Genomic DNA, 22522 nt, shown 5'->3' with positions numbered 1-22522 from the left:
GCGTCCGTCGTGTCGTTTGATCATTCGGGTAGCGGTAGCCCCGCCGCCGCGCAGTCGGCGCGCAGCTGGGCGAACTCGTCTTCGGTGGCTTCCACGAGCGGCGACCGGACCGGCCCGGCCGGCAGCTTCGACGCGTTCAGACCCGCCTTCACCAGGATCGTGCCCTGGGTCCGGAAGATCCCGGTGAACAACGGCAGCAGCCGGCGGTGCAGAGCGAGCGCGGACGCGGTGTCCCCCGCGTCGTACGCCTCGATCATCCGCTTGGTGTCGGCCCCGGTGAAGTGCGTCGAGGTGCCGACCACGCCCACGCACCCGACCGCGAGCGCGGGCAGCGTGGAGGCGTCGTCGCCGCTGTAGAACGCCAGGTCCGTGCGGCTGGTCACCCAGCTCGTCGCGGTCAGGTCGTTCTTGGCGTCCTTGACCGCGACGATGCGGCCGTGCTCGGCGAGCCGGACCAGCGTCTCGGTCTCGATCGGCACCCCGGCGCGGTGCGGGATGTCGTAGACCATCACCGGCAGGCCGGTGGAGTCGGCCACCTCGATGAAGTGACGCAGCAACCCGGCCTGCGGCGGCTTGTTGTAGTACGGGGTCACCACCAGCAACCCGTGCGCACCGGCCTTCTCCGCGGCGGCGGCCAGCTCGATGGTGTGCCGGGTGTCGTTGGTGCCGACCCCCGCCACCACCCGGGCCCGCTCACCGACGGTCTCCACCACGGTCCGGATCAGGCGTTCCTTCTCCGCGTCCGTGGTGGTCGGCGACTCGCCGGTGGTGCCGTTGACCACCAGCGCGTCGTTGCCCTGCTCGGTCACGAGGTGGTCCGCGAGCCGCGCGGCGCCGTCGAGGTCGAGCGCACCGTCGGCGGTGAACGGGGTCACCATCGCGGTGAGCACTCGTCCGAAGGGGCGGGAGGCCGCCCGGACCGGTGTGTCAAGGTGGTCGTGCGTCATGGTGACAACCTAGCGGACGGCCGGCGGTCGGCCGCCGGGGAAGGCCTCAGGACCCCTCGGTGAGCGGAGTGCTCTCCCGCTCAGGATGCCGCGATGTGCGGGCTCGCCGCCACCTCGGTGCCATCGGCGAGAGTCGAGACGGCGAAGTCGGCGAAGACGTTCGGCGCCACCCGCTGCAACTGCCGCAGGCACTCCACCGCCAGCTCGCGGATCTCCACGTCGGCGTGCTCGGTGGCCCGCATCCCGATGAAGTGCCGCCAGGCACGGTAGTTGCCGGTCACCACGATCCGCGTCTCGGTGGCGTTCGGCAGCACCGCCCGCGCCGCCTGCCGGGCCTGCTTGCGCCGCAACGTCGGGTTGGGCTCGTCGGCGAAGTGCCGCTCCAACCCCTCCAACAACTCGGTGTACGCCCGCACGCTCGCCTCGGCCGCCTCGACGAACCGCTTGTGCAGCTCCGGGTCCTCGGCGATCACCCTCGGCTCCACCATCGCCGCGTCCCGCTCCGGCACGTACCGCTGCGACAACTGGGAGTACGAGAAGTGCCGGTGCCGGATAAGTTCGTGCGTGAACGACCGGGAGACCCCGCTGAAGTAGAAACTCACCGACCCGTGCTCCAGCACCGAGAGGTGCCCGACCTCCAGGATGTGCGCGAGGTATCCGGCGTTGGTGGCGGTCGCCGGATTCGGCTTCTTCCAGCTCTGGTAGCAGGCCCGGCCGGCGAACTCCGCGAGCGCCTGTCCCCCGTCCGCGTCGGTCGACCACGGCACGTCCTCCGGCGGGTCGAAGTGGGTCCACGCGATCAGCTTGACCTGGGGCTGCACCATCTCCGGCATTCCTGCGACTGTAGTTGGCCCCACCCCACCACCCCCACCCCACCCCCACCACCCACCCCACCACGTGTCCCGCCGCGTGCACCGCCGCGTTGATCAAGAGGTTTCGGTCACGAACGAGGTGGCCGGAGGGCGCAAACCTCTTGATCAACTCATTCAGGAGGTGGGGGGTGGTGGGGGTGGGGGGGTTAGACGTAGAGGGCCGTGAAGGGGGGCCAGGGGAGGTTGCGGATCACCGTGAAGGCCAGCCAGGCGGCGAGGAAGCCGCCGACCAGCTTCGGGCCGACGCGCAACTCGGGCAGTCGCCAGCCGAACGCCTGCTTGCCGGCCCAGGCGACGAAGAAGTACGCCAGGAAGGGCAACGCGAAGACGAAGAGGAAGTGGTGCCGGGCGGCGGCCGGCAGATCGGCGTGCAGGACGTACCAGAGGGCGCGGGTGCCACCGCAGCCCGGGCAGTCCAGCCCGGTGGTGAGTTTGAGCAGGCAGCTGGGGATCGCGTCCGGCGCGGAGCGGGTGGGATCGCTGATCAGCGCGTACCCGATGCCTGCGGCGACGCAGCCGACGGCGGCCAGCGGCACCACCCAGCGCGGGGTGCGCTCGTGCAAGCGCGTGACGAAGCGGGTCAGGCGGTCGGGCTCGGCGATCGGCGGGTAGTAGCCCGCCGGATAGCCACCGGGGTAGCCCTCCGGGTGAGCGGGGGTGGCGGGCGCGTGGGGATCGGGGGCGCCCGGTCGGTCAACGCTCGTCACGCTGCTCACCGTACACCCGCCACGCTCAGCAGCGCGGCGGCCAGCGGGCCGGCCAGATCACCGGCGGACGGCGGAGCGACCGCGTCCAGGCCGAGCCAGCCGGCGAGTCGGTACAGCTCGGCGGCGAGGGCCACGGCGGTCTCCCCCGGGTCGGCGCCCGGCTCGACCCAGGCGGCCGGCACCAGCAGCACCCCGGCCCTGCGATCGGCCTTGAGGTCGACGCGGGCGGTGAACCGCTCCCCCTGCCGGAACGGCAGCACGTAGTAGCCGTACACCCGCTGGGGCGCGGGCACGTAGATCTCGATGCGGTAGGTGAAGCCGAACAGCCGCTCGGTGCGGGCGCGTTCCCAGATCAGCGGGTCGAAGGGGCTGACCAGCGTGTTGCCGCGTACCCAGCGGGGCAGCCGGGCCTGCGCGTGCAGCCAGGCCGGCTGCCGCCAGCCCGGCACCGTCACCGGGCGCAACTCCCCGGCCTCGACCAGCTCGGCGACGGCCTGCCGGGCACCGGCCACCGGCAGCCGGAAGTAGTCGCGCAGCTCCACCTCCGCGGCCACGCCGAGCGCCCGGGCGGCGATGCCGACGAGCGTGCGGTACGCCTCGGCGTCGGTCGGCGTGGGTGCGTTCAGCACCTCGGCGGGAAGCACCCGTTCGGGCAGGTCGTAGCGGCGGGCGAAGGAGGTGGTGCGGTCCGCCGCGCACACCTCGCCGGCCCAGAACAGGTATTCCAGCGCCTGTTTGACCGCCGACCAGTTCCACCCCCAGTTGCCGGTCTCCCGGGGTGCGTCGTGCTCGATCTCGGCCACGGTCAGCGGTCCCCGCGCGGCCACCTCGTCGCGTACCCAGGCCACCAGGGCGGGCTGCTCCTGGGCGATGCGGCGCATCCCGCCCCAGGCGTCGGTGTGCGCCCGCGCCATCCGCCAGCGCAGCGCCGGATGCAGACCGACCGGCACCAGCGACGCCTCGTGCCCCCAGTACTCGAAGAGGTCACGGGGCCGGCGGTAGGCGGCGGTGTCGAGCAACGTGGTCGGGTACGGCCCGAGCCGGCTGTAGAGCGGCAGGTAGTGCGCGCGTTGCAGGACGTTCACCGAGTCCATCTGGATCAGCCCGACCCGGTCGAGCACCCGCCGCAGGTGACGGCGGGTGGGCGCCCCGGTGGGCGACGGGTCGGCGAAGCCCTGTGCGGCCAGCGCCACGCGGCGGGCCTGGGCGAGCGAGAGTGATTCCGGTGCGACCATCGCAGCGCAGGCTACGTCACCCGTACGACACCGGTGCGGAGACTGGACCTGACGCCCCGGGCCGCCTAGAACTGGAGCCATGCCCACCATCCGTCGGGAGGAACCCGAGGACGCCGAGGCGATCGCCCGGGTGCACGTGAGCGGCTGGCAGGCCGGGTACGCCGGGATCATGCCGGACGAGGTGCTGGGCCGACTCAACCCGGTGGCCTGGGCGCAGCGTCGCCGGGCCCTCGGCACGGCCGACCCGGAGCACCCGTTCACCACGCTGCTCGCCGAGGTCGACGGGGCGTTGGCCGGGTTCACCACGTTCGGGCCGTACCGCAACAACCAGGACCGGGGCGACCTCGACCCGGCGTACGGCGAGGTGGTGGCGCTCTACGTGGCGCCCGCCCACTGGGGCGACGGCACGGCTCCGGCGCTGTTCGCCGCCGCGCACGACGGCCTGCGGGAACACGGCTGGTCGGAGTACCGGGTGTGGGTGTTGGCGGACAACCACCGGGCCCGCCGGTTCTATCAGCGGGCCGGGTTGTCACCGGATGGTGAGGAGTCGACCTATCCGGTGCCGCTCTCCGGCGGGCGTCCGCCGATCGGGCTGGTCGAGTTGCGGTACACCGGCCGCCTCGACGGCTGACCGTCCGGCCGGCGCCGGCGGTGCGCCCCGGTCCAGCGGTTCGCCCCGGCGGCCCAGCGGCAGGAAGGCCAGGAGCGCCAGGCTGATCCAGACGTACGTGTTGCCGAAGAGGAAGCCGTCGATCCCGCTAAAGTCCTGCTCCCACGCCCAGACGATCCGGCTGGTCAGGAAGCCGTACCCGACGGTGGCGGCGGCCAGTAGCAGGTGCCGGCGGCGGCTGCGCGGTGGCGCGGCCATGCCGTGGTCCACCAGCAGCAACAGCCCCGGCAGCAGCCAGACCAGGTGGTGCACCCAGGTGACCGGGCTGACCAGGCACATCACCGCGCCGGTCAGCGCCAGACCGGCGGCCTCGTCGCCGGCCGCCACGGCGGCCCGCGACCGTCGGATCCACAGCGCGACGGTCGCGGCCACCAGCGCCAGCCAGGCCAGCGTGCTGGGGCTCTGCGGGTCGAGCCGGGCCACCACGCCGCGCAGCGACTGGTTGGAGATGAAGGCCAGCTCACCGACCCGGCCGGTGTTCCACAACGCCGAGGTCCAGAACTCGCGGGCCGCGTCCGGGAACAGCGCGGCGGCCAGCACGGTCGCTGCGGTCGCGGTGCCGGTGGCGGTGAGCGCCGCCCGCCAGCGACCGGTGGCCAGCAGATAGATCAGGAAGATGCCGGGCGTGAGCTTGATCGCGGTGGCCAGGCCGATGCCGACGCCGGCCCACCTGCTGTCGCGTGGCAGCAACCGCAGCAGGTCCACCGCGACCAGGAACAGCAGCAGCGTGTTGACCTGGCCGAAGTTGATGGTCTCGCGCATCGGCTCGAACGCGGCGGCCAGGCAGAGCGCCACCGCGAACGCGAACCACCGGGTCCAGCCCGCGCGGCGGGACACCGGGTCCAGCAGCCACCAGATCAGCACCGCGGCGGTGGCCACCCCGGCGGCCACGCTCACCACGATCGCCCCGTGCCAGGACAGGTACGCCATCGGCAGCATCACCAGCGCGGCGAACGGCGGGTAGGTGAAGCCGTACTGGGTGCCCGGCTTGAGGTAGTCGTAGATCTCGCCGCCGTCGTGCACCCACCAGACCAGCGCGCCGCGATAGACGTGCAGGTCGAAGAAGCCGTGCCGGACCGCCGCCACGGAGAGGAACGCGGTCACCGCGACGGCGAGTACGACCACTGCGACGACCTGTCCGACCGTCCGCCTGGCACCCTGCGCCACCGTCGCCTCCCTCACCCTGCGTAGGCTGTCGTCCCATGGCTCTGGGGTTTGTCCGCCCGGCGCGTCCGGAGGACGTCGCCGAGATCGCCCGCATCCAGCTCGCGACCTGGCGGGTCGCCTACCGGCGGCTGCTGCCCCGGCACGTGCTGGAGAACCTCGACGAGGCGTGGCTCGCGCGGCGGTGGGACGCCGCGGTGCGCCAGCCGCCCGGTGAGACCCATCGGGTGCTGGTCGCCGTCGAACAGGCCGAGCAATCGTATCTGGTGGGCTTCGCCGCCTCCGGGCCGGTCGACGCGGAGGCGCTGGCCCCGAACGAGCCCGCCGACGCGCTCGGCGCCGACGTGGTGGCGGTGACCGACCTGCTGGTGGAGCCGCGCTGGGGCCGGCGCGGACACGGCAGCCGGCTGCTCGCCGCCAGTGTGGACCTGTGGCGGGAGTCTGGATTCACCCGGGCCGTCTCCTGGGTCTTCGAGGGCGACGAGGCGTCCCGGAAGTTCCTCGGCGCGGCCGGCTGGGAGCCCGACGGGGCGGGGCGGGCGCTGGACGTGGACGACATGCTGGTGCCGCAGCTGCGCCTGCACGTGGCGGTGCCCGCCGAGGCGGACTGAGCGGCCGTCGGACGGCCGGGGCTGCGGCAGCACCACGACGGAGATGTACTGCCACCCCGGTGCCTGTCGAGCTGAGAGCAGAGACGGATCACCGACGGCCGACTCGGCAGCGAGCAGCCAGCGACGGCTCGTCCGGCAGCGACGGATCACACGTAGCCGACCGACGGTGACGGGCAGCCGACGGTGACGGGCAGCCGACGGTGACGGGCGGCCGGCCGGGCCGCGATAGCGCAGACGGTTCAGCTCGACAGTGCCCGAAGCAGGGGTAGGACCCGGCCGCCTCGAACCGTCACGGCAGCCTCGGTCCGTCACGGCAACCCCGGTCCGGGAGGGGTCCGCGTCGGGCGTGGCGGCCGCCCGGGTCGGGCTCAGTCGAGCAGCGGGTCCAGGCCGAGGGTCAGACCGGGTCGGCCGGGCACCGCGCGGACGGCCAGCAGCACGCCGGGCATGAACGAGACCCGGTCGTACGAGTCGTGCCGGATGGTCAGCGTCTCGCCGGTGGTGCCGAAGAGCACCTCCTGGTGGGCGAGCAGGCCGGTGGCCCGGACCGCGTGCACGCGCACCCCCTCGACGTCGGCGCCCCGGGCACCGGGGACCTCGTCGGCGGTGGCGTCCGGCACCGGGCCCAGCCCGGCCTCGGCGCGGGCCGCCGCGACCAGGCGGGCGGTGTGCGTGGCGGTGCCGCTGGGCGCGTCGAGCTTGCGCGGGTGGTGCTGCTCGATGATCTCGACGGACTCGAAGTGCCGGGCCGCACGGGTGGCGAACTGCATCATCAGCACCGCGCCGATGCCGAAGTTCGGGGCGATCACCACACCCAGTTCCGGCCTGCCGCCGAGCCAGTCCCGCACCTGATCCAGCCGCTGCCCGGTGAAGCCGGTGGTGCCGACGACCGCGTGCACGCCGTGGTCCACGCACCAGCGCAGGTTGTCCATCACCACGTCCGGGGTGGTGAAGTCGACGACCACCTGCGCACCGGCGTCCGCCACGGCGGTCAACGGGTCGCCCTGGTCGACCGAGGCCACCAGTTCCATGTCGGCGGCGCCGTCGACGGCCCTGCACACCTCGAGGCCCATCCGGCCCCGGGCACCCAGCACACCGACCCGGATCGGCCCGGTCGCGCCCTTCTCCTGCTCGTCAGTCACGCGGCACAACCTATCCCAATCGGGACGCCGGCACCCCGGCGGTACGACGGCCGCACCCGGGCGGCCGGGTCAGGCGACGAAGTCCGAGTCGCCGAACGGGCCGACCACGGCCAGCGACATGGGTCGGCTGAGCAGGTCGGCGGCGAGTGCGTTGACGTCGTCGAGCGTGACCGCGTCGACCCGGTGCAGCAGTTCGTCGACGGGGACCAGGTCACCGTAGAGCAGCTCGCCCTTGGCCAGCCGGCTCATCCGTGAGCCGGTGTCCTCCAGGCCGAGCACGAAGGAGCCCTTGCTCATCCCCTTGCCCCGGGCCAGTTCGGCCTCGGTGACGCCCTGCGCGGCGGTACGCGCCAACTCGGCCCGGGTCAGCTCCAGCACCTCCTGCACCCGCCCCGGGGCGCACCCGGCGTACACGCCGAACAGACCGGTGTCGGCGTACTGGCTGGCGTAGGAGTAGACCGAGTACGCCAGGCCACGCCGCTCGCGGATCTCCTGGAACAGGCGGCTGGACATGCCGCCGCCGAGCAAGTTGTTGAGCACGCCGAGGGCGAAGCGTCGCTCGTCGAGCCGGTCGATGCCGGGGCAGCCGAGCACGACGTGCGCCTGCTCGGTCTCCTTCGCGTGGACGACCACGGTGGCGGTCTGGGTGCGTACCGCCGGGGTGATCGGCCGGTGCGACGCGGGCGTCGCCGGGTCGGTGTCGAGCGGACTGCCCTTGAGCGCCGACCGGACCAGCCGGACCACGGTCGCGTGGTCGAGGTTCCCGGCGGCGGCGATGACGATCTGCGGCGCGACGTAGCGGCGGCGGTAGAAGCTCTGGATCTGCCGGCGGGTCATCGGGGTGACCGTCTCGGCGGTGCCGGAGATCAGCCGGCCCAGCGGGTGGTCACCGTAGACGGCCCGGGTGAGCAGGTCGTGCACCTCGTCGCCGGGTTCGTCGTCGTGCATGGCGATCTCTTCGAGGATGACGCTCCGCTCGGTCTCCACGTCGGCCGGGTCGAGCACCGAGTCGGCGACCAGGTCGCACATCACGTCGATGGCCAGGGGCAGGTCCTCGTCCAGCACCCGGGCGTAGTAGCAGGTGTACTCCTTCGTGGTGAAGGCGTTGGTCTCGCCGCCGACCGCCTCGATCGACGAAGAGATCTCCAGGGCGTCCCGCTTGTGGGTGCCCTTGAAGAGCAGGTGCTCCAGGAAGTGGGCGGCGCCGGCCTGCGTGCCGGTCTCGTCCCGGGAGCCGACCGCCACCCAGATGCCGAACGAGACGCTGCGCATCGCCGGGATCGCCTCGGTGAGTACCCGCAGCCCGCTGGGGAGGACCGTGCGGCGCACCGTACCGCCCAGCGGGTCGTCACTCAACGTCCTGGTCACCGCGCGGGTGGCCGCTCCGGCGGACCGGGTGGTCGTGGCGGCCTGCCGGCCGCCCGAGGGCATCCCTCCCGGTCGCGCCGTGGGCAAGGACGAACGGCGGGTCCGACTCACGGCAACCTGCTTCCCAGTACGACGAGGGGTGGTGGATCACGAACCGGCCGGGCGACGGTGTCGCCCGGCCGGTCAGCGGTGCGGTACTAGCTACTGTCGGCGATCAGCTGTGCCGGGTGCGGCGCCGCGGACGGGAGTCCCCGTCGCCGCCGCCCTCGCCACCCTCCGGGCCACGGCCGCCCCGGTCGCCACCGCGCTCGCGGTCGCCCCGGTCACGCGGGCCACGGTCGCCCCGGTCACGGCTGGCCGGCCGCTCGCCACCGGCCTCGGCGGCCGGCGCCTCGGCGCCCTCCGGCCGGACCTTGTCCAGGTAGATCTTGCCGCGCTGGTCGACGTCGGCGATCTCGACCTCGACGCGGTCGCCGACGTTGAGGAAGTCCTCGACCTTGTCGACCCGCTTGCCGTCGCCCACCTTGGAGATGTGCAGCAGGCCGTCGCGGCCCGGCAGCAGCGAGACGAACGCGCCGAACGGCGCGGTCTTGACCACCGTGCCCAGGAAGCGGTCGCCCGTCTTGGGCAGGGTCGGGTTGGCGATAGCGTTGATCCGCTCGACCGCGGCCTGCGCCGACGGGCCGTTGGTGGCGCCGACGTAGATGGTGCCGTCGTCCTCGATGGAGATCTCGGCGCCGGTCTCGTCCTGGATGGCGTTGATGGTCTGGCCCTTCGGGCCGATCACCATGCCGATCTTGTCGACCGGGATCTTCACCGTGGTGACCCGCGGCGCGTAGTCGGACATCTCGGCCGGAGCCTCGATCGCCCGCTGCATCACGTCGAGGATGGTCTGCCGGGCCTCGTACGCCTGCTGGAGCGCGGCGGCCAGCACGTCCGACGGGATGCCGTCGAGCTTGGTGTCGAGCTGCAGGGCGGTGACGAAGTCCCGGGTGCCGGCGACCTTGAAGTCCATGTCACCGAAGGCGTCCTCGGCACCGAGGATGTCGGTCAGCGTCACGTACTGGGTCTTGCCGTCGACCTCGTCGGAGATGAGGCCCATGGCGATGCCGGCCACCGGCGCCCGCAGCGGCACACCGGCGGAGAGCAGACCCAGCGACGAGGCGCAGACCGAACCCATCGAGGTGGAACCGTTGGAGCTGAGCGCCTCGGAGACCTGGCGGATCGCGTACGGGAACTCCTCCCGCGACGGCAGCACCGGGATCAGCGCCCGCTCCGCCAGCGCGCCGTGCCCGATCTCGCGGCGCTTCGGCGAGCCCACCCGGCCGGTCTCACCGGTCGAGTACGGCGGGAAGTTGTAGTTGTGCATGTAGCGCTTGGACTTCTCCGGGGAGAGGGTGTCCAACGACTGCTCCATGCGCAGCATGTTCAGCGTGGTGACGCCGAGGATCTGGGTCTCGCCACGCTCGAACAGCGCCGAGCCGTGCACCCGGGGCAGCACGCCGACCTCGGCGCTCAACGGACGGATCTCGCGCGGGCCACGGCCGTCGATCCGGACCTGCTCCCGCAGCACCCGGCCGCGCACCTCGGACTTGGTCAGCGAGCGGAAGGCAGCCGACAGCTCCTTCTCCCGACCCTCGAAGCGCGGGCCGAGCTCCTCCTGCAGGCGGGCCTTGATCGCGTCGAGGGCCTCCTCGCGGTCCGCCTTGCCGGCGATCTGCAGGGCCTCGGCGACGTCGGCGCGAGCGAACTCGGCGACCACGTCGTACGCGTCGTCCTGGTAGTCCAGGAAGACCGGGAAGTCGGCGACGGGCTTGGCGGCCACCTCGGCCAGCTCGCTCTGCGCGCGGCACAGCTCACGGATGGCCGGCTTGGCGGCCTCCAGACCGCTGGCCACGACCTCCTCGGTGGGCGCCGGGGCACCGTCGGCGACCAGCTTGACGGTGTGCTCGGTGGCCTCGGCCTCGACCATCATGATCGCGACGTCGCCGTCGGCCAGGGCGCGACCGGCCACCACCATGTCGAAGGTGGCGCGGCTCAGCTCCTCGTGGGTCGGGAAGGCGACCCACTGGCCGTCGACGTGGGCCATCCGGGTGGCCCCGATCGGGCCGGAGAACGGCAGGCCGGAGAGCTTCGTCGACATCGAGGCGGCGTTGATCGCCACCACGTCGTACGGGTGCTGCGGGTCGAGCGCGAGGATGGTCTCGACGACCTGCACCTCGTTGCGCAGGCCCTTGACGAACGAGGGGCGCAGCGGCCGGTCGATCAGGCGGCAGGTGAGGATGGCGTCCTCGCTGGGGCGACCCTCACGGCGGAAGAACGAGCCGGGGATCCGGCCCGCGGCGTACATCCGCTCCTCGACGTCGACGGTCAGCGGGAAGAAGTCGAAGTGCTCCTTCGGCTGCTTGCCGGCGGTGGTGGCGGAGAGGACGACCGTCTCGCCGAGCTGGGCGATGACGGAGCCGGCGGCCTGACGGGCCAGCCGACCGGTGGAGAAGGTGATCTCACGGGTGCCGAACGAGCCGTTGTCGATCACGGCGGTGCGGACTTCGGTGCCGAGTTTGGTCTCGGTCATGGTGCGGCAGTACTCCTTCGCATCGGGGGCCACGACGCGGGAGCTGTACGGACGGCCGGTCTTCGATCGAAGCGCCCGGTACCACCGGCGAGATGCCGGGGCCTCCGGAGGCCACTACCGGAGACCGGTACGCCGACGGCTCCCCTTGTCTCAGGTGCGCGCGGCCCGTGTCTCGGGTGGGACGCGGACGGGGGGAGCAGCCCGTCGGGCCGCTCCCCCCGTCACGTCACCGACGCAGACCGAGTCGCTCGATGAGCGACCGGTAGCGGTTGATGTCCTTCTTCTGCACGTAGTTGAGCAGCCGACGGCGACGGCCGACCAGCAGCAGCAGCCCACGGCGGCTGTGGTGGTCGTGCTTGTGCACCTTCAGGTGCTCGGTGAGCTCGGCGATCCGCTTGGTGAGGACCGCGACCTGCACCTCGGGCGACCCGGTGTCACCCTCGGCGGTCGCGTACTCTTCGCGGATCTTGGCCTTGGCCTGCTGGTCGAGCGCCATGTTCTCCCTGTTCTGGTGGGTTGTCGATACGGTTCGTCGGGCCGGGCTAGGGCACCGGCGACGAACGGCCTACGCGCCCGCGGCGTCGAGCAGGCAGCGAGGCCCCACGTCGGTCAGCCGACGTCCATGCCAGCCTACCAGCACCTGGTCGGGATCGCCCTGACGAGCCCTCAGCCCAGCGCCCGGCGCGTCTGCGCGACGTCCTCGGTGATCTGGGCGACCAACGGTTCGATCGCGTCGTACCGGACCTGCCCGCGCAGGCGGGACACGAAGTCCAGGGCGAGCCGCTCGCCGTAGAGGTCACCGTCGAAGTCCAGCGCGTACGCCTCGACCCGCCGCTCGCGGCCGGAGAAGGTGGGATTGGTGCCGATCGAGACCGCGGCGGCCAGCGGGTGCCGCTGCCCCCGACGGATCATCCGGGCCGCGTAGATGCCGTCCGCCGGGACCGCCGCGTACCGGTGGCAGAGCAGGTTCGCGGTGGGGAAGCCCAGTTCCCGGCCGCGCTGGTCACCCCGGACGACGACCCCCTCCAGCCGGTGCGGGCGTCCCAGCGCGACCGCCGCGGCGGCCACGTCCCCCGCGTCGACGCAGGAGCGGATGTACGTGGACGAGAAGACGGTGCCCGCCTCGGAGATCAGCGGGGCGTCCTCCACGGCGAAGCCGAACGTACGGCCGAGCCGGTCGAGCAGGGCGACGTCCCCGGCCGCCCGGTGCCCGAACCGGAAGTTGTCCCCCACCACCACCAGCGCGGCGTGCAGGTGCGCGACCAGGATGTCGTGCACGAACGCCTCGGCGGGCAGCCGGGAGAACTCGGCGGTGAACGGCACCACGCAGAGCACGTCCACGCCGAGCGACTCGATCAGCTCGGCCTTGCGGGCCGGTTCGGTGAGCACCGCCGGGTGGGAGCCGGGCCGGACCACCTCGGCCGGGTGCGGGTCGAAGGTGACCACCACCGACTGCACGCCCAGCTCGCGGGCCCGGGCGACGGTGTGGCCGATGGTCGCCTGGTGCCCCTTGTGCACGCCGTCGAAGACGCCGATGGTGACGACGGACCGCCCCCACCCGCCGGGCACCGCGTCGAAGCCCCGCCACCGTTGCATGCTGTTCCTCCGCTAGTCCGCCCGCCCGCACCGTCCGGGCCGGCACCCGCCGTCAGGCCGGGGCGAGCACGATCTCCGCGCGGGCCCAGCCGCCCCGCTCGCTGACGATAGCGATCAACCCGCCGGCCGGATCGAAGACCGCGTACGGCCCGGCCAGCCCGACCGGCTCCAACGGCCCACCGTGGGAGAGCACCTTCGCCTCGTCCGCGTCGGCGTCCCGACGGGGGAAGAACCGGTCGGCGGCGGCCGCGAGCGGCACCCCGACCACCTCGGGCGCACGCTGCTCCAGCTCGTCGAGCGTGGCGGCCTCGGCCAGGGTGAAGCCACCCACCGCGGTCCGCCGCAGCGCGGTCAGGTGCCCACCGACCCCGAGCGCCCGGCCCGCGTCGCGGGCGATGGCCCGGATGTACGTCCCGGTGGAGCAGGACACGTCGACGTCCACGTCGACGACGTCCGGCTGCTCGCGGCGGATCGCCAGCACGTCGAGGCGGGACACGGTGACCCGCCGGGCCGGCAGGTCGACGCTCTCCCCCGACCGCACCCGCTTGTACGCCCGCTGTCCGTCGATCTTGATGGCGCTCACCGCGCTCGGCACCTGGTCGATCTCGCCGGTCAGGTCCGCCAGCGCGGCGTGGATCGCCTCGTCGGTGACGGTGCCGGCGGGCGTGGTGGCGATCACGTCACCCTCCGCGTCGTCGGTGACCGTGGACTGGCCGAGGCGGACGGTGGCGGTGTAGCTCTTGTCCGCCCCGATCACATAGGTCAGCAGCCGGGTGGCCCGGTTCACGCCGATCACCAGGACCCCGGTGGCCATCGGGTCGAGCGTGCCGCCGTGCCCGACCCGCCGGGTACGCGCGAATCGGCGGATCCTCGCCACCACGTCGTGCGACGTCATGCCGCCGGGCTTGTCCACCACGATCAGACCGTCAGTGCTCACGACGTGCAAGCCTGCCAGACCGCCCGAGCGCGCCCGACACCGGACGACCGGCCGGAAATCGGCTGTACGCGCCGGTCGCGGCCCTGCCAGGATGGTGCGCCGATGGCGGCGAGGTGCCACCGGCGGATCGCGAGGAGACGAGATGGCCACGAGCGACGGCACCGTCCGCAAGCGAGATCCCGAGCGCCCGGTGAGCCTGCGGACTCCCGACCAGCCGAGCATGTTGCCCGACTGGATGCGCGACCCGCCCCCGCCTCGACGCACCCTGGGGGCCCGGGTCGGCGACCGCCTCGCCGCGCTGCCCGGAGCGCGGTGGCTGCGGGGCCGATGGTGGGCCTGGCAGCGGCGACAACGGCTGTACCAGCGCTTTCCGGTCACCACCAAGATAGTCATGATGGTCGTCGCCTGGACGCTGGCGCTGATCCTGGTGCTGGCGGCCTACGGGATCTTCAGCCTGATCTGAACCGCCGTCACGCGACGGCGTCGGGCGTCCGTGCCTCGTCCCGGACCGCGCCGGTCACCGCCCAGGCACCGCTGCGCAGCCGCAGCACCAGGCCGACCAGCCGGATCACGACGAACAGCATCAGGCCCGCCCAGATCCCGCCGAGGCCGAGGTCGAAGGCGTAGGCGAGCCAGATCGCCGGCAGGAAGCCGCCCAGCGCACCGGCCACGGTCAGATTGCGCAGGTAGCGGATGTCACCGGCACCGATCAGCACCCCGTCCAGGGCGAACACCACACCGGCCAGGGGGAGCATCGCGACGAACCACGGCCACGCCACCATCGCCTGCGCGTGCACGGCGGTGTCCGGGGTGAACAGGGCCGGCACCACGCCGGCACCGGCCGCCACCAGCGCCCCGAACGCGGTGCCGCAGACCGCGCCCAACCAGGCGACCCGACGGGCCAGGGCCCGCGCCACCGCCGCGTCACCACCACCGAGAGCCGCACCGACCAGCGCCTGCGCGGCGATGGCCAACGCGTCGAGCACCAGCGCGGCGAAGAACCAGAGCTGCACGGCGATCTGGTGGGCGCCGACCACGGCAGCCCCGAACCGGGCCGCCACGGCGGTGGCCGACAGGAAGCTGACCTGGAACGCCACGCCCCGGACCAGCAGGTCACGGCTGAGCACGAGTTGCTGGCGGATGACCGGGAGGTTCGGGCGCAGCGGCGCCCGCTCGGAGATCAGCGCGCCGACGAAGAGCACGCCGCCGATGGTCTGCGCGACCACGTTGGCCACCGCCGAGCCGATCAGCCCCATCCCCACCGGATAGACCAGCACCGGGCAGAGCACCGCGGAGAGCAGGTTCGGACCGACCACGAAGTACAGCGGCCGGCGGGTGTCCTGCACACCCCGCATCCAGCCGTTGCCGGCGGCGGCGAGCAGCAGACCGGGCGCACCGAAGGCGGCGACCCGCAGCCACTGCCCGGCGGCCTCGCCCACCTCGCCGCCGCCCGCGAGGGCACCGGCCAGCGCGCCGCCACCGAACTGCATCGCGACCACGACCAGCAACCCCACGCCGAAGGCCAGCCAGGAGGACTGCACGCCCTCGGCCACGGCGGCGCCCCGGTCACCGGAGCCGAAACGGCGGGCGGCGCGCCCGGTGGTGCCGTAGGCGACCACGGTGCCCAGCCAGGCGGTCAGGGTCATCACGGTGCCGCCGACCGCCACCGCGGCGAGCGGCACGCGGCCCAGGTGGCCGACGACGGCGGTGTCGACGAGGACGTAGATCGGCTCGGCGGCCAGCACCACGAGGGCCGGCAGGGCGAGCGCGGCGAACCGGCGCGGTGAGGCGACACGGCTGGCAACGGAGGTCTGGCTCATCGCCGCCGATCCTGGCACGCGATGTGTAAGGAGAGCAAGCTCCTGCGCCACTTACCCGTCGGGGACGTCCGCCAGGGCGGCGGGAGGACAGGCGATGAGCGGTACGCGGCCGGTGGCACGGGCCGCGTCGGGACCGTCAGGCGATCCGGGGCGGTGACGCCGTACGCGTGGTGCGGCTCGGCGTCACCGCCGGTCGCGTACGGTCACTGACGGGTGTCCATGGAGGTCTGCAGGGCGCGGCGGGCCTGCTCGCGGGCCTCGTCGGTGGTCTCGGGCTTGGGCTTGGCGGGCATGGCGGACCCCTTCCAGGGCGCGCGCCGACTGGCGCGACGGCATCACGGGCGGTGTACGACAGGCACCCGAAACCGGCCCCAGGATCACCGGAGCTATGGACGGGTGGTGTGGTGGCGGCCCGGGTCGGTCGACCCTGGAGGGGAAGCGACGCCGGGTAGGGCTCCGCTCCCGTGACCCGCGCCACAGCAGCACAGGTCTATTCCCAAGTTATCGTTCAGGTCCACATGGTGCGTGCTGTTCCCGCCATCTGGACCGGTCGGATCCCGGTCACCTGGCCAGGAAGTGCCAGCCCACCCACCACCAGAAGCCGAACATCCCGATCCGGCCCACCGGAACCGGACCGACCTCGTAGCGCATCACGTACGCGCACATCTCGCCGAGCGTCGGGATGCGCGAGCCCTCCCGCCGCGCCATCCACTCGACCATCGCGAACAGCGCCAGACCGACCAGGAACCCGCCGATCGCCAGATACCGCATCATCGGCGAACCAACCCCCAGAACGCCGAGAGCCAGACCAGCCACGCGGCGGACCGGACCAGCCTGTCCTCCAGCAACGGGTCGGCCAGCAGCGAGAAGGTGGGGAAGTCGTCACCGGCCGCCGCGACGAACGTGGCCCCCTCGAACACCCCGAACACCACCACCGGCAGCGTCCACCAGACCGCGCCGGAACCCAGGCGCTCGGGTGCCGGACGGGCCTGCACCCGTTTGGTCAGGCCCAGCCAGATCAGCAGCCCGCCGGTGCCGAACACGTAGAGGTTGGCCTCCGTGGAGAACGACGGGAACCGTCCGCCGACCAGCGAGAGGGCCACCAGCACCGGTACGCAGACGACCGGTCTCTCCCACGTACGGGGAGCGTCGATCGTGAGGTCGTGGGGCTGCTCCATCACTCGATTCTCCCCGTCATCTCCCGGCGGCGGTACGGCAACACTCCCCCGAGCCGCCCCTGAAATCACCCCTCGGGGTCGACGTCACGTCCCTGCGCGGGCGCCACCAACTCGGCGCGTACCCGGTCGACCACCTCGTCCACGCTGCCCCGACCGGTGAACCCGGCGGCGAGTCGATGCCCACCACCGCCCAGCGCGACCGCCACCCGGCTCACGTCCACCGCGCCCTTGCTACGCAGCGACACCGCCCACTCCTGCGGCCCGGTCTGCTTCACCACACAACTCACGTCGGCCTCGGCGGTGCACCGCACCGGATCGATCAGCGCCTCCAGCACGTACGGCCGCTGGTCGTGCCGGGCCAGGTCGTCCTGGGTCGCGTACGTCCAGACCAGGCCATGCCCGGACGCCGCCTCGGGCTCCAGCCGGGCCCGGCCGAGCACCTCGCCGAAGAGGCGCACCGCGCCGAACGGTCGACTGTCGAAGACCCGCCGGGAGATCTCCCCCGGCCGGATGCCGGTGGAGATCAGGCGGGCCGCCATCTCGTGCACCGCCGGCGTGGTCGCGTCGAACCGGAACGAGCCGGTGTCGGTGCTCAGCGCCACGTACAGGCACTCGGCGATGCCGGCGTCCAACGGGACGCCGAGCCTGGCCAGCAGTTCCTCCGCGACCACCGAGGTCGCCGCCGCCGCCGGGTCGACCAGGTTGACGTCACCGAAGCCGACGTTGGAGGCGTGGTGGTCGAGCACCAGTGCGCTGCCCGGACCGGCCAACCGGTCGGCCAGGTCACCGAGGCGCGAGTCGCTGGCCGCGTCGAAACAGATCACCAGGTCCGGCTCCGGGTCGGCCTCGGTCTCGGGGACCAGCAGATCCAGCCCGGGCAGGCCACGGAACGGATCAGGCACCTCCGGCGGCCCGGGGAAGGTCGCCTGCAATCGGCGTACGCCGAGTTGCCGCAGCCCGAGCCCGAAGCCGAGCATGCTGCCCAGCGCGTCGCCGTCCGGGTTCACGTGGCAGATCAGCAGCACCCGGCCGGCGGGCACCACCTGGCGCACCGCCGCCACCGCAGCGGCCCAGTCGGCCTCACTCGGCGCGGACCCGCCCGAGGAGGTCGCCGTCGAGGCTCCGGTGGTCGCCGCGTCCGGGTCGGCGGCACCCGCCGCTCCCCCGGCCGCACCGGGGCGGGCCGGACTCGGCAACGCCGCACCCGGGCCCGACTCGGTCAGCGCACCGCCGGAGGGGGCGGTCACCGCCGATCCCCGCTCCGGGTGTCGTCCGTGTCACCGGTGCCGGTCTCGTTCTCGGCCTCGTCGGGCTCGTCGTCCTCGTCGTCGAGCCGGTACGGCTGGGCCTCACCGGCGTACGCGGCCTTGGCGGCGAGGCGCTGCACCTCCGCGTCGGCCGTCCGGGCCGCCGCGAGCAGGTCGTCGATGTGCTTCACCTGGTCCTGCACGTCGTCCAGGACGAACGTCAGGGTCGGCGAGTGACGCAATCCGAGCGCCTTGCCGACGGTGCTGCGCAGCATGCCCTTCGCGCTGTCGAGCGCGGCGGCGGTACCCGCCTGCGCCGCCGCGTCACCGAGCACGGTGTAGAAGACCGTGGCGTCGCGCAGGTCGGCGGTTATCCGGGCGTCGGTGATAGTGATCATGCCGAGCCGCGGATCCTTGATCTGGCTCCGCACCACCGACGCGACCAGTTCACGCACCCGCTCCGCGTGCCGACGTACCTTGGCCGGATCCGTCATCTCCGCCACCTCCACGGCGTCCCGCTGCCGGCCGGAACCGGCGACGCCGTCACCGGAGCCCGCACCGACCCCAACACTGGAAACCCTACCCGCGCCACGTGCTCCGGCGCGCGGGGCGGCAGGGGGCCGCACCCGCCACCGGTCAGTCGTCCTCGCCGTGCAGCCGGCGGCGTACCGACAGCAACTCGACCTCCGGTCGACCGGCCACCAGGTGCTCGCACGAGTCGAGCACCTCACGGGCGTGCGCCGCCTCCGCGGCCACGACCGCCACTCCTATCTCAGCTCGCCCGTGCAGGTCGAGCGCACCCACCTCGGCGGCCGAGACCTCGAAGCGGCGCAGCGCCGCCACGATCGGCCGTACGTACGATCTCTTCGCCTTCAGCGACCGGGAGTCGCCCGGCAGCAGCAGGTCGAACACTGCGGTTGCGGTGAACATCGCTGCGGACACTACCCGCACCCCACCCCGCATGATCAAGGGGTTTACGCCATTCGGCGTAAACCCCTCGATCAGTGCGTCACTACCGGATCAGGCGCGAACCTTCTCCCGCATCTCGAAGGTCTCGATGATGTCGCCCGGCTGCACGTTGTTGTAACCGGCCAGCGTCAGACCACACTCGAAGCCCTCGCGGACCTCGGTCGCGTCGTCCTTGAAGCGCTTGAGCGAGCTGATCGTGATGTTGTCCGCCACGACCGTGCCGTCGCGCAGCAGGCGCGCCTTCGCGTTGCGTCGGATGATGCCCGACCGGACGATGCAACCGGAGATGTTGCCGATCTTGGACGAGCGGAAGACCTCGCGGATCTCCGCGCTGCCGAGCTCGACCTCCTCGTACTCCGGCTTGAGCAGGCCCTTGAGCGCCGCCTCGATCTCCTCGATGGCCTGGTAGATGACGGTGTAGTACCGGATCTCCACGCCCTCGCGGTCGGCCATCTCGCGGACCTTGTTCGAGGCCCGCACGTTGAAGCCGATGATCGTGACCGGCTCGGACGAGGCGCTCGCGAGCATGACGTTGCTCTCGGTGATCGCGCCGACGCCCCGGTCGAGGACCTTGAGCTGGACCTCCTCGGGGATGTCCAGGTTGAACAACGCGTCCTCCAGGGCCTCCACGGAACCGGAGACATCGCCCTTGAGGATGAGGTTGAGCGACGTCTTCTCGCCCTCCTTGAGCTGCTCCATGAGCGTCTCGAGGGTGGCCCGGCCACGCGAGTTGGCGAACGCCGCCGCCCGCCGCCGTGCCTGGCGCTGCTCGGCGATCTGCCGCACCGTGCGGTCGTCCGCCGCGGCGAGGAAGGTGTCGCCCGCGCCGGGCACCGCGGTCAGGCCGAGGACCAGGACCGGACGCGCCGGACCGGCCTCGGTGACCTGGTTGCCGTTCTCGTCGAGCATCGCCCGGACCCGGCCGTGCGCCCCACCGGCGACGATCGAGTCGCCCGCCCGCAGGGTGCCCTTCTGCACCAGCACCGTCGCCACCGCACCGCGACCCTTGTCCAGGTGCGCCTCGATGGCCACACCCTGCGCCGGCCCGTCGGTCGGAGCGGTCAGCTCCAGCGACGCGTCGGCGGTGAGCAGCACTGCCTCGAGGAGTTCCTCGATGCCGATGCCGGGCTTCGCGGCCACGTTGACGAACATGGTCTCGCCGCCGTACTCCTCGGCGACCAGGCCGTACTCGGTCAACTGCTGGCGGACCTTGTCCGGGTTCGCCTCCGGCTTGTCGACCTTGTTGACCGCGACCACGATCGGCACGTCCGCCGCCTTGGCGTGGTTGAGCGCCTCGATGGTCTGCGGCATCACGCCGTCGTCGGCCGCCACCACCAGGATCACGATGTCGGTGACCTGGGCACCACGGGCACGCATGGCGGTGAACGCCTCGTGACCCGGGGTGTCGATGAAGGTGACCGCCCGGTCCTCGCCCTCGTGCGGGACGTGGACCTGGTAGGCGCCGATGTGCTGGGTGATGCCACCGGCCTCGCCGGCCACCACGTTCGCCTTGCGGATCGCGTCGAGCAGCTTGGTCTTACCGTGGTCGACGTGACCCATGACGGTCACCACCGGCGCACGGCTGACCAGGCGGTCCTCCGCGACCTCGGCGTCGAGGTCGATGTTGAACTGCGCGAGCAGCTCGCGGTCCTCGTCCTCCGGGCTGACGATCTGCACGGTGAAGCCGAGGTGCTCACCCAGCAGCAGCAGGGTGTCGTCGGAGCACGACTGTGTCGCGGTGACCATCTCGCCCAGGTTGAACATCTCCTGGACCAGCGAACCCGGGTTGGCGTTGATCTTGTCGGCGAAGTCCGACAGCGAGGCGCCACGGGAGAGCCGGACCACCTGCCCCTGACCCCGGGGAGCACCCGAGCTCATGGTCGGGGCCGACAGGTTGTCGAACTCCTGTCTGCGCTGCTTCTTGGACTTGCGACCACGGGTCGGCTTGCCACCCGGACGGCCGAAGGCACCGGCGGCACCGCCGCCACGGCCACGGCCACCGCCACCCGGACGACCGCCGCCACCGGCCGGTCCGCCCGGCCGGAAGCCGCCACCGGCACCGGCACCGCCGCCGCCACCGGGGCCGCCACGGTAGCCACCGCCACCGCCGCCACCACCGGGACCGCCACGGTAGCCACCGCCACCGCCGCCACCACCGGGACCGCCACGGTAGCCACCGCCACCGCCGCCACCCGGACGACCGGCACCGCCGCCGCCACCGGGGCGACCGGCACCCGGGCCACCCGGACGACCGGGACGCTGACTCGGCATGGACGCCGGGCTGGGCCGCGGCGGCATCGAGGCGGGACTCGGCCGCGGCGGCATCGAGGCCGGGCTGGGCCGGGGACCACCGGCACCGGCGGCCGGCGGCCGCTGCTGCTGGCTGCCCTGGATACCGAAGGGGTTGTTACCGGCGCCACGCGCCGGCGGGCGACCCTGCCGGCCACCCGGGCCGGGGTTCGGGCCACCGGGACGACCCGCGGCCGGGGAACCCGGGCGGGGCGGCATGGTGCCGGGACCGGGCCGCGGGCCCGGACCTGGACGGGCGCCACCGTCTGCCGGAGGCTCCCGGCGGACGTTGTCACGCTGCTGCTGGCGGGCGGCCTGTGCGGCCTTGACCGCGGCCTCCTGCTCGGCCTTCAGCGCGGCGGCGCGCGCCTCGGCGGCGGCCACCTCGATGTCGTGGGCACTCGCCGGCTTGGCGACCGGGGTCACCGCCGGCGGAGGGCCGGGAACCGGGGCCTTCGGCTTCGGTCCGGGCATCGCCGGACGCCGCGGCGGCATCGGCTTGGCGGTGACGCGGGGCTCGCCGGGGGTCGCCGGCGGGGTGGGCGCTGCCGCCGGAGCCGGTGCGGCCGACGGCGCAGCCGCCGGGGCACCAGAGCCGCCGGAGGCGACGAAGGCGTTACGCAGCCGTCGGGCGACGGGCGCCTCGACCGTGCTCGACGCGGACTTGACGAACTCGCCCATTTCTTTCAGCTTGGCGAGAACGGTCTTACTCTCGACCCCGAGCTCTTTCGCAAGCTCGTGTACGCGGGCCTTGCCTGCCACTGCACTCCTCACTCCGAGGTCGTGCGGGCAGCACCCGCAGCGACCTCACTCGTGCACTTGAAGCCTGGTCATTTCTGGGACTTCATCGTGTGCTCATGTCGGTCGTCCTACCTTGCTAGCGGCCACACCCGGTCGGACGACCGGACGTGGTGGTTGACGCGTCAGGTACTCCGCGAGGGTGCCGTCATCCGGAACCCCGGCGAGGCGCAGCGCGCGCCCGAAGGCGCGACGCCGCACTGCCTGCGCGAAGCAGGCCGGATCTGGGTGCATGTTCGCTCCCCGACCCGGCAGTCTGCGGGCCGGATCGGGTCGAAGGCTGAACCCAGCCTCGTCACCGACCGCGACGATCCGCAGTAGTTCACTGGCCGGTGCCCGCCGTCGGCAGCCCACACAGGTGCGCTCCGGCAGCGCGCGTCGTGCCACTGGAAGAAGT

General features: G+C 72.6%; 21 protein-coding genes and 2 pseudogenes. 3 read left to right on the top strand and 20 right to left on the bottom strand.

Going from position 1 to position 22522, the window contains the following annotated elements; genetic code table 11:
- Window positions 1-20: 20 nt before the first annotated feature.
- From dapA to HUT12_RS08330, 4 genes are all read right to left on the bottom strand, one after another.
- Window positions 21-947 (bottom strand): 4-hydroxy-tetrahydrodipicolinate synthase, encoded by a 927-nt coding sequence (dapA, locus tag HUT12_RS08345; RefSeq protein ID WP_131055344.1) that lies wholly within the window; start codon window positions 945-947, stop codon window positions 21-23.
- A gap of 80 nt (window positions 948-1027) precedes the next feature.
- Complete coding sequence (gene thyX / locus HUT12_RS08340; protein WP_131055348.1) at window positions 1028-1771, bottom strand: FAD-dependent thymidylate synthase; 744 nt, start codon at window positions 1769-1771, stop codon at window positions 1028-1030.
- A 194-nt stretch (window positions 1772-1965) separates the two neighbouring features.
- Window positions 1966-2535 (bottom strand): DUF2752 domain-containing protein, encoded by a 570-nt coding sequence (locus HUT12_RS08335; RefSeq protein ID WP_176093013.1) that lies wholly within the window; start codon window positions 2533-2535, stop codon window positions 1966-1968.
- Window positions 2532-3761: a winged helix-turn-helix domain-containing protein gene (locus tag HUT12_RS08330; protein ID WP_176093012.1), complete on the bottom strand. Its 1230-nt coding sequence runs from the start codon at window positions 3759-3761 to the stop codon at window positions 2532-2534. The genes HUT12_RS08335 and HUT12_RS08330 overlap by 4 nt, the downstream gene beginning before the upstream one ends.
- Before the next feature lie 79 nt (window positions 3762-3840).
- Between HUT12_RS08330 and HUT12_RS08325 the strand changes: the two genes are divergently transcribed.
- Window positions 3841-4392: a GNAT family N-acetyltransferase gene (locus tag HUT12_RS08325; protein ID WP_176093011.1), complete on the top strand. Its 552-nt coding sequence runs from the start codon at window positions 3841-3843 to the stop codon at window positions 4390-4392.
- Here HUT12_RS08325 and HUT12_RS08320 read toward each other — a convergent pair.
- Window positions 4291-5598 carry a glycosyltransferase family 87 protein gene (locus HUT12_RS08320; protein WP_176095695.1) on the bottom strand — a complete coding sequence of 436 codons (1308 nt, stop codon included), beginning with the start codon at window positions 5596-5598 and terminating at the stop codon, window positions 4291-4293. The genes HUT12_RS08325 and HUT12_RS08320 overlap by 102 nt on opposite strands.
- Window positions 5599-5633: 35 nt before the next feature.
- Between HUT12_RS08320 and HUT12_RS08315 the strand changes: the two genes are divergently transcribed.
- On the top strand, window positions 5634-6206 hold the full coding sequence (locus HUT12_RS08315; RefSeq protein WP_131057756.1) for a GNAT family N-acetyltransferase: 573 nt from the start codon (window positions 5634-5636) through the stop codon (window positions 6204-6206).
- 368 nt (window positions 6207-6574) lie between these two features.
- On the opposite strand, the gene dapB is transcribed toward HUT12_RS08315, so the two are convergent.
- From dapB to truB, 6 genes are all read right to left on the bottom strand, one after another.
- The gene (dapB, locus tag HUT12_RS08310) at window positions 6575-7348 is read right to left on the bottom strand and encodes a 4-hydroxy-tetrahydrodipicolinate reductase (protein WP_176093010.1); all 774 of its coding nucleotides are present in this window, start codon (window positions 7346-7348) and stop codon (window positions 6575-6577) included.
- A 69-nt stretch (window positions 7349-7417) separates the two neighbouring features.
- Window positions 7418-8779, bottom strand: coding sequence for a pitrilysin family protein (locus tag HUT12_RS08305; protein WP_176093009.1), 1362 nt, complete (start codon window positions 8777-8779; stop codon window positions 7418-7420).
- Between the two features lie 151 nt (window positions 8780-8930).
- Complete coding sequence (locus tag HUT12_RS08300; protein ID WP_176093008.1) at window positions 8931-11291, bottom strand: polyribonucleotide nucleotidyltransferase; 2361 nt, start codon at window positions 11289-11291, stop codon at window positions 8931-8933.
- Between the two features lie 226 nt (window positions 11292-11517).
- Window positions 11518-11787: a 30S ribosomal protein S15 gene (gene rpsO / locus HUT12_RS08295; RefSeq protein WP_117226670.1), complete on the bottom strand. Its 270-nt coding sequence runs from the start codon at window positions 11785-11787 to the stop codon at window positions 11518-11520.
- Window positions 11788-11957: 170 nt separating this feature from the next.
- On the bottom strand, window positions 11958-12887 hold the full coding sequence (locus HUT12_RS08290) for a bifunctional riboflavin kinase/FAD synthetase (RefSeq protein ID WP_176093007.1): 930 nt from the start codon (window positions 12885-12887) through the stop codon (window positions 11958-11960).
- A 52-nt stretch (window positions 12888-12939) separates the two neighbouring features.
- On the bottom strand, window positions 12940-13824 hold the full coding sequence (gene truB, locus HUT12_RS08285; protein WP_176093006.1) for a tRNA pseudouridine(55) synthase TruB: 885 nt from the start codon (window positions 13822-13824) through the stop codon (window positions 12940-12942).
- Between the two features lie 220 nt (window positions 13825-14044).
- Here truB and HUT12_RS08280 point away from each other — a divergent pair, with 220 nt between their 5' ends.
- The gene (locus tag HUT12_RS08280) at window positions 14045-14287 is read left to right on the top strand and encodes a hypothetical protein (protein WP_236145931.1); all 243 of its coding nucleotides are present in this window, start codon (window positions 14045-14047) and stop codon (window positions 14285-14287) included.
- A 7-nt stretch (window positions 14288-14294) separates the two neighbouring features.
- Here HUT12_RS08280 and HUT12_RS08275 read toward each other — a convergent pair whose 3' ends face one another.
- From HUT12_RS08275 to HUT12_RS08240, 9 genes and pseudogenes are all read right to left on the bottom strand, one after another.
- Window positions 14295-15644: an MATE family efflux transporter gene (locus tag HUT12_RS08275; RefSeq protein ID WP_176093005.1), complete on the bottom strand. Its 1350-nt coding sequence runs from the start codon at window positions 15642-15644 to the stop codon at window positions 14295-14297.
- 561 nt (window positions 15645-16205) lie between these two features.
- Window positions 16206-16415 carry a DUF6186 family protein gene (locus tag HUT12_RS08270; RefSeq protein ID WP_176095694.1) on the bottom strand — a complete coding sequence of 70 codons (210 nt, stop codon included), beginning with the start codon at window positions 16413-16415 and terminating at the stop codon, window positions 16206-16208.
- Window positions 16415-16822 (bottom strand): hypothetical protein, encoded by a 408-nt coding sequence (locus HUT12_RS08265; RefSeq protein ID WP_131055785.1) that lies wholly within the window; start codon window positions 16820-16822, stop codon window positions 16415-16417. Before HUT12_RS08265 ends, HUT12_RS08270 begins: the two co-directional genes overlap by 1 nt.
- Before the next feature lie 65 nt (window positions 16823-16887).
- Window positions 16888-17883, bottom strand: coding sequence for a bifunctional oligoribonuclease/PAP phosphatase NrnA (locus tag HUT12_RS08260; protein ID WP_236145942.1), 996 nt, complete (start codon window positions 17881-17883; stop codon window positions 16888-16890).
- Between the two features lie 182 nt (window positions 17884-18065).
- Window positions 18066-18563, bottom strand: a complete 498-nt coding sequence (gene rbfA, locus HUT12_RS08255; RefSeq protein WP_131055783.1) for a 30S ribosome-binding factor RbfA — start codon at window positions 18561-18563, stop codon at window positions 18066-18068.
- Between the two features lie 142 nt (window positions 18564-18705).
- Window positions 18706-18999 (bottom strand): DUF503 domain-containing protein, encoded by a 294-nt coding sequence (locus HUT12_RS08250; protein WP_131055781.1) that lies wholly within the window; start codon window positions 18997-18999, stop codon window positions 18706-18708.
- A gap of 90 nt (window positions 19000-19089) precedes the next feature.
- Window positions 19090-21204 (bottom strand): annotated as a pseudogene (infB, locus tag HUT12_RS08245) (translation initiation factor IF-2); the annotation flags it as partial.
- Between the two features lie 744 nt (window positions 21205-21948).
- Window positions 21949-22089: pseudogene (locus HUT12_RS33345) on the bottom strand (translation initiation factor IF-2 N-terminal domain-containing protein); the annotation flags it as partial.
- Between the two features lie 93 nt (window positions 22090-22182).
- A complete protein-coding gene (locus HUT12_RS08240) occupies window positions 22183-22512 on the bottom strand; it encodes a YlxR family protein (RefSeq protein WP_131057432.1) in 330 nt (109 codons plus the stop codon).
- Between the last annotated feature and the right edge of the window lie 10 nt (window positions 22513-22522).

Source organism: Verrucosispora sp. NA02020 (assembly GCF_013364215.1).
Lineage (GTDB): Bacteria > Actinomycetota > Actinomycetes > Mycobacteriales > Micromonosporaceae > Micromonospora.
This window is presented reverse-complemented; position numbering and strand designations above follow the sequence as displayed.